The following is a 6,955-nucleotide window of genomic DNA, read 5'->3' on the forward strand; positions in this document are numbered from 1 at the left end:
GGCGTGCACCGCCCGGTCGAGCGCCGGGTCGGGGCCGGTGGACAGCGGCACCACGATGGCCGCGAGCTCGTCGTGCTCCTGCCGCAGGCCGGCGAGGACGGCGTGCAGGCCCGCCTCGTCGCCGTCCAGGTACCCGAGGTAGGCGGGCTGGCCGGTGTGCTCGATCTCGACGAGCCGGGCGAGCTCGGCGGCGGTCTCGGTGCCGGCCTGCCGGGCGTGCCCGGGGACGGCCAGGACCAGCGTGGGGGATCCGGGGGGCAGCAGGAAGGACTCGTCGCCGCGATGCCGGCCGCCGCGGGGGGCGCGGCGCCGTCGCGACGGCAGTGCCTCGGATGCCTGGCTTTCGGGACTCACGGCGGGCATCGTAACGCGCCCGGGCCCCGGAGCCGTCCTCCCGTCCCGGTGGGCCGTGTCCCTCGGCCCGGCGGGGGCGGCCTCGTTCCGGCCTCCGTCGTTGCCTGTATGGATCGCGGATCTCCTTCCCGTGCCGGCGCGACGCGAGCGATGGTGAAGAAGCAGAGTATGGCGCATTGCTCCGGAACAACAGGGGGAAATAAAGCAAATTGTCCCGATTTGCCGCTATCCGCTTGCGACGGGTGCGGCAAGATCACCCGGGCCGTGCGCATCGCCGCAGGTGACACGGAACGGCACCAATGCGTCCGAAAGGCGCCAAAGGGGTTGCGGTCCCGTCACGGACCGCCTTTATGATCCATGGACCCTCCTGGCCGGAACGTTCGAGGTCACATGAAAACCCCCCGTACGCGATCGATTCGCTCGAAGGTGACCGCGCTGCTGCTCGTGCCGCTGCTCTCCCTGGTCGCGCTGTGGGGATACGCCGCGAGTGTCACCGGGCGGGACGCCCTCGCCCAGCGCAAGTACCACACGCTCGACCGGCAGTTCGGGCCGAGCGGCCAGAGCGTCCTGGTGGAGCTCGGCAGGGAGCGCCAGATGTCGGCGGTGTTCCTCAGCACGCCGCGCTCCACCCCCGGCGGGACGCCCGTCGCCCTCGTCGCGCAGCGCAACCGCGTCGACCAGGCCGTCGAGCGCTTCCGCCGCGACGCCACCGCCGAGGCCGCGCAGGACGCCACGACCGAGGAGATGGACGGCCGCGTCACCGACGTCCTGCGGGCCTTCGGCGGGCTCGGCGGGCTCCGCGCGGCCGTCGACGGGCGGCTCGTCGACCGGCTGACCGCGATCAACAGCTACAGCACGATGGTCGACGACGTGCACCGGCTGTACGACGGCCTCAGCGTCATCGACGACGCCGGCCTCTACAACTGGACGCTGTCCACCCGGCACGCGGCCCGCGGCATGGAGCTGCTGCAGCGGGAGAACGCGCTGATCGCCGCCGCCTTCGTCACCAGGGGCCGGCTGACGGCGGCCGAGCACCGGCTGTTCGTCGAGATGGTCGGCGAGCAGCGCTGGCAGTGGATCAAGCAGCGCACGCTGCTCGACCCGGTCGTCTACCGGACCAGCGTCGCGCCGGTCTTCGCGTCCCCCGGGTACCAGAGCTTCAAGGCGATCGAGGACCGGATAGCCAACGCGGACCCGCGCAAGCGGCTGCCCGTCGGCAACCAGGAGTGGCAGCGGACCGCCGATCCGCTCGTCCAGTCGGTCAACGACATGGTGCTCGACAACTCCCGGCAGGCCGCCGTGGGCGCCGACCGGGCCGGCCGCGACGCCTACGTGCGGCTCGGCGTCGTCGGCGGGCTCGGGCTGCTGGCGATCATCGCGTCGGTGCTGCTGTCGCTGCGGTTCGCCCGCGGTTTCATCCGCGAGCTGGTCGGGCTGCGCGGCTCCGCCGAGGAGCTGGCCGAGCGGCGGCTGCCCGGCGTCGTGCGGCGGCTGAGCCGCAACGAGAGCGTGGACGTCGAGGCGGAGGCGCCGCCGCTGCACGCCGGCAGCACCGCCGAGATCGCCCGGCTCGCCGACTCGTTCGCCAAGGTGCAGCGGACCGCCGTGGACGCCGCCGTCGGCCAGGCCGAGCTGCGCGCCGGCGTCAGCCGGATCTTCCTCAACATCGCCCGCCGCAACCAGTCGCTGCTGCACCGCCAGCTCACCATGCTGGACGGGCTGGAGAGCCGCGCCGAGGCCGACGACCTGGCGGACCTGTTCCGCATCGACCACCTCACCACCCGCATGCGGCGGCACGCGGAGAGCCTGATCATCCTGTCCGGCGCGACCCCCGGGCGCGGCTGGCGGCAGCCGGTGCGGTTCGCCGACGTGCTGCGCGCCGCCGTCGCGGAGATCGAGGACTACACCCGCGCCACCGTCCTCACCGACGCCGAGGACGGCCTGGTCGGCGCCGCCGTCACCGACGTCATCCACCTGCTCGCCGAGCTGATCGAGAACGCCGCGACGTTCTCCCCGCCCAACACCGAGGTGCGGGTCAAGGCCGAGCGGGTCGGCATCGGCTTCGCGGTGGAGATCGAGGACCGCGGCCTCGGCGTCAAGCCCGAGCTGCTCGCCGAGGCCAACCGGCGGCTCGCCGAGCCGCCCGAGTACGACCTCGTCGACACCGACCAGCTGGGCCTGTTCGTCGTCGCGCGGCTGGCCGCCCGGCACCAGATCTCCGTGACGCTGCAGCGGTCCCCGTACGGCGGCGTCACGGCGATCGTGCTGCTGCCGCATGAGCTGGTCGTCCCGGCGGAGCACATGGCGGCGGGCATGCTGCCGCCGGCCGCCGGACCGGTCGAGGACGAGCCTGCCGAGGCGTCCCCGCTCGACACCGCCACCGACGGCGAGACCGTCGTCCCGCTGCGCGACGTTGAGCCCGTGGACGCCGAGCCCGTGGACGCCGAGCCCGAGCGCGCTGCGCCCGTGCCCGCGGAGGACGAGCCCGTGGACGCCGAACTCGTGGACGCCGAGCTGGTGGAGGCGCCGCCCGCGCTGCCCGAGCTCACCGGCCCGTGGGGCGACCCCGGGCGGCCGGTGGCCGGCGTCCCGCCGCGCCCCACCCCGAACCCCTGGTCGGACGACGCGGTCCCGCAGCCCGTGGTGACCGTGCCGGCCGACGCGGGAGAGAACGACGACGAGGACGACTGGGAGCCCGCGGGAACCCACGCGGGGCTGCCCCGCCGGGTCAGGCAGAAGAACCTGGCGCCGCAGCTGCGCAAGAGACCCCCGCCGCCGCCGGCACCGCCCGGCGGGGGCGCGTCCGGGGGGATCGCACGCTCGCCCGAGGAGGCACGCTCGCTGATGGCATCGATACAGCAGGGATGGCGGCGCGGCCGCGCGACGGATGTGGGGGATGAGGGAACCCGATGATGCACAACACCGTGACCGGTGAGCTGAACTGGCTGCTCAACGACTTCGCCGAGCGCGTGACGACGGTGCGGCAGGCGGTGATCCTGTCGCGGGACGGCCTGGCCGTGGCCGCCTCGAACGAGCTGGCCCGCGAGGACGCCGAGCACCTGTCCGCGCTGGCGTCCGGCGTGCAGAGCCTCGCCCGCGGCGCCGGGCGGCACTTCGCCGGCGGGAACGTGCGGCAGACCATCATCGAGATGGACGCGCTGCTGCTGTTCGTGACGGCCGCGGGCGACGGCACCTGCCTCGCCGTCCTCGCCGAGGCCGAGGCCGACGCCGGCCTCGTCGCCTACGAGATGGCCGTGCTGGTCAAGCGGGTCGGCCAGCACCTGCAGGCGAGCCCGCGGTACGAGGCGGCCGGCGGGGAGTTCGGAGGCGCCGGGGGGTCCGCGCCACGGGGACTCTGAGCGATGGACCCGTCGGCAGAGCAGTGGCTGGACCGGGATGCCGGTCCGGTCGTGCGCCCGTACGCGATGACCCGCGGCCGGACCCGTCCCGAGGGCCCCGGCTTCGAGCTCATCGCGGTCGTCGCCGCCACCGGCGTCCCGCCCGGTGACCGGCTGCGCTACAGCCCCGACCACGCGCGGGTGCTGCGCCGCTGCGCGGCGCCGGTGCCGGTCGTCGACCTGGCGGCCGACCTCGGGCTGCCCATCGGCGTCGTCCGGGTGCTGCTCGGCGACCTGCGGGACGAGGGGCTCGTCGCGGTGGTCGCCGAGGCGCGCTCCGCGGCGGGCCGCCGCCCGCCGAACGGCGTGCTGAGGGAGGTGCTCAATGGTCTCCGCGCACTTTGACGGGACGGGCCTGGCGTCCCGCCCGCCGGTCACCACCAAGATCCTCATCGCGGGCGGGTTCGGGGCCGGCAAGACCACCATGGTGGCCTCGATCAGCGAGATCAGGCCGCTGCACACCGAGGAGCCGCTGACCGACCGCGGCGTCGGGGTGGACGACGTGTCCGGCGTCGGCGCCAAGTCGACCACGACGGTCGCGATGGACTTCGGCCGCATCACGCTGTCGGACCAGCTGCTGCTCTACCTGTTCGGCACGCCCGGCCAGGAGCGGTTCTGGTTCATGTGGGACGAGCTGGCCGCCGGCGCGATCGGCGCGGTGGTGATCGCCGACACGCGCCGGCTGCCGGGCAGCTTCCCCGCGATCGACTACTTCGAGCGCCGCGGCGTCCCGTTCGTCGTCGCGGTGAACTGCTTCGACGGGATGCGGACGCACCGCGCCGAGGACATCGCGATCGCGCTCGACCTCGACCCCGGCGTCCCGGTGGTGCTGTGCGACGTGCGCCGCCGGGAGTCGTCCAAGGAGGTGCTCGTCGCGCTGATGGAGCACGTCCTCACCTGGCCGGACGAGCAGGAGACGGGGCACGATGCGCGGATGCCCGATCATCGTGAACCCGCGACGTAGTAGGCTCCGGCACACCCCCGTACTAGACGCATCGGGAGGTTTCCCCGCATGTCCCACCCCCCAATGCCGTACGACCCAGTGCAGGAGGACGAGACAGTGAGCAGGGTCCGCCAGCCGTGATGGCCCGCGGCTTCTCCTCCATCGGGGCACGGATCACACTGCTGGTCCTCGTGCCGCTGCTGGCGCTCGCCTCGCTGTGGGCGTTCCTCACCGGCATCACCTACGGCGACGCCCACCAGCTGCTGCAGAGCCGCGAGTTCCAGCAGAAGACGGTGCTGCCCACGCAGCGGCTCGTCGACGCGCTGCAGAAGGAGCGGCGGCTGTCGCTGGCCGAGCTCGGCGGCGCCCGCAGCGACCCCGGCGTGATGCGGACGCAGCGGGAGGCCACCGACCAGGCGGCCGAGCAGGTGCGCGCCGGCGCCCGCGACGACGGCCTCCGCGACTCCATCCTGCCGAAGGTCGTGGACCGGCTCGACGGGTTCGTGGACAAGCTCGGCACGCTGCCGGGCGTCCGCCGCAGCGTGGACGAGCGGGTCGCCGACCGCGCCCGCGTGCTGCACGAGTACAGCGAGCTCATCGACGCGGGCTTCGCCATGTACAGCGCGACCACCCCCGCCGACGGCCGGATCACGGCGAGCGCCCGCACGCTCACCTCGTTCGGGCTCGCCCGCGAGTACATGTCGCGTGAGGACGCGCTGCTGACCGGGGCGCTCGCCGCCGGCCGCATCACCGGCACCGAACGCGCCGAGTTCGCCAAGCTGGTCGGGGCGCACCACACGCTGCACAGCGTCAGCGCGCGCGACCTGCCCGCCGCCGACCGCGCCCAGTACGACCGGCTGATGGCCTCCCCGCCGTTCATGCGGATGATGAAGCTGGAGGACCAGGTCATCGCCGGCGCCGAACCGCCGCAGGCCACCGCGCGCCGGACCCGTGCCGGGACCGGAACCGGAACCGCGGGGACCGGAACCGGCGGGACCGGGACGACCACGATGCCGGGGCACGGCGCCGGCACGGCGCAGGGCACCCAGCAGAGCGGCCGGCAGCAGCAGGTGCGCGCGGGACGGGGGACGCCCGTCATCGAGCCGTCCGTCTGGCGGTCCGTCGCCGACGAGGCCAACGGGCGGCTGTACCAGATGGAGAACCGGATCCTCGACGGGGTCACCGACCAGGGCGAGCGGATCGCGATCGGCGCGTTCACCCGGCTCGGCCTCGCCGGCGGCCTCGGGCTCCTCGCGATCGTGCTGTCGTCCTTCATCGCGGTCCGCGTCTCCCGGCGGCTGGTGCGCGAATGCCGCACGCTCGCCGGCGGTGTCGTCGACTTCACCCAGAAGCGGCTGCCGCGGCTCGCCGAGCAGATCATCGCCGGGCGTCCCGCCGACCCCGAGCCGGAGCCCGGCCTCGACTACCGCATCACCGAGATCCGGCAGATCGCCGAGTCGTTCGACCGCGCCCGCGAGGCCGTGCTGGTGGCCGCCGAGGGCGAGGTCGCGGCGCGGCGCGGCATCAGCGAGGTGTTCGTCAACCTCGCGCGCCGCAACCAGGCGCTGCTGCACCGCCAGCTCAGCCTGCTCGACACGATGGAGCGCCGCACCGAGGACCCGTCCGAGCTGTCGGACCTGTTCCGCCTGGACCACCTCGCGACCCGCATGCGGCGGCACGCCGAGGGCCTGGTCATCCTGGCCGGCAAGACCGCCGGGCGCGGCTGGCGGCGTCCCGTCCCGCTGGTGGACGTGGTGCGCGGCGCGGTCGCCGAGGTCGAGGACTACCCGCGTGTCCGGGTGCAGCCGCTGCCGCGCGTCGCGCTGCTCGGCTCCGCCGTCGCCGACGTCATCCACCTGCTCGCCGAGGTAGTGGAGAACGCCACCACGTTCTCGCCGCCGCAGTCGCCGGTGCGGGTCAGCGGGCAGGCCGTCGCCAGCGGCTTCGCGATCGAGGTGGAGGACCGCGGCCTCGGGATGACCGAGGAGGCGCTGCGCGCCGCCAACGAGCGGCTCGCGAACCCGCCCGAGTTCGACCCGTCCGACAGCGCCCAGCTCGGCCTGTTCGTCGTGGCGCGGCTCGCGCAGCGGCACGGCATCACGGTCACCCTCCGCCCGTCCCCGTACGGCGGGACGACCGCGATCGCGCTGATCCCGGCCTCGCTCATCGTGGAGAACGCCGCCGAGCCGGAGCCGGCCGTGCGCCGGCCGAGCGGGCAGATGCAGGCGCTGCCGGACCAGGCCGCGGCGCTGGCGGCGTC

General features: G+C 74.2%; 5 protein-coding genes and 1 pseudogene. 5 read left to right on the forward strand and 1 reads right to left on the reverse strand.

The window, feature by feature from the left end:
* Positions 1 to 363 (reverse strand): annotated as a pseudogene (locus HUX53_RS32910) (hypothetical protein); the annotation flags it as partial.
* Positions 364 to 744: 381 nt separating this feature from the next.
* On the opposite strand from HUX53_RS32910, the gene HUX53_RS32915 reads away from it, so the two are divergent.
* From HUX53_RS32915 to HUX53_RS32935, 5 genes are all read left to right on the forward strand, one after another.
* Positions 745 to 3,267: a sensor histidine kinase gene (locus tag HUX53_RS32915; RefSeq protein ID WP_176407111.1), complete on the forward strand. Its 2,523-nt coding sequence runs from the start codon at positions 745 to 747 to the stop codon at positions 3,265 to 3,267.
* On the forward strand, positions 3,267 to 3,713 hold the full coding sequence (locus HUX53_RS32920; RefSeq protein WP_176407115.1) for a roadblock/LC7 domain-containing protein: 447 nt from the start codon (positions 3,267 to 3,269) through the stop codon (positions 3,711 to 3,713). Before HUX53_RS32915 ends, HUX53_RS32920 begins: the two co-directional genes overlap by 1 nt.
* Before the next feature lie 3 nt (positions 3,714 to 3,716).
* Positions 3,717 to 4,097 (forward strand): DUF742 domain-containing protein, encoded by a 381-nt coding sequence (locus HUX53_RS32925; RefSeq protein WP_176407112.1) that lies wholly within the window; start codon positions 3,717 to 3,719, stop codon positions 4,095 to 4,097.
* Positions 4,078 to 4,716: an ATP/GTP-binding protein gene (locus tag HUX53_RS32930; protein WP_176407113.1), complete on the forward strand. Its 639-nt coding sequence runs from the start codon at positions 4,078 to 4,080 to the stop codon at positions 4,714 to 4,716. The genes HUX53_RS32925 and HUX53_RS32930 overlap by 20 nt, the downstream gene beginning before the upstream one ends.
* Positions 4,717 to 4,835: 119 nt before the next feature.
* Positions 4,836 to 6,955, forward strand: a 2,120-nt coding sequence (locus HUX53_RS32935) for a nitrate- and nitrite sensing domain-containing protein (RefSeq protein WP_176407114.1), incomplete at its 3' end; no start/stop codon positions are given.

Source organism: Actinomadura sp. BRA 177 (assembly GCF_013372625.1).
Lineage (GTDB): Bacteria > Actinomycetota > Actinomycetes > Streptosporangiales > Streptosporangiaceae > Spirillospora.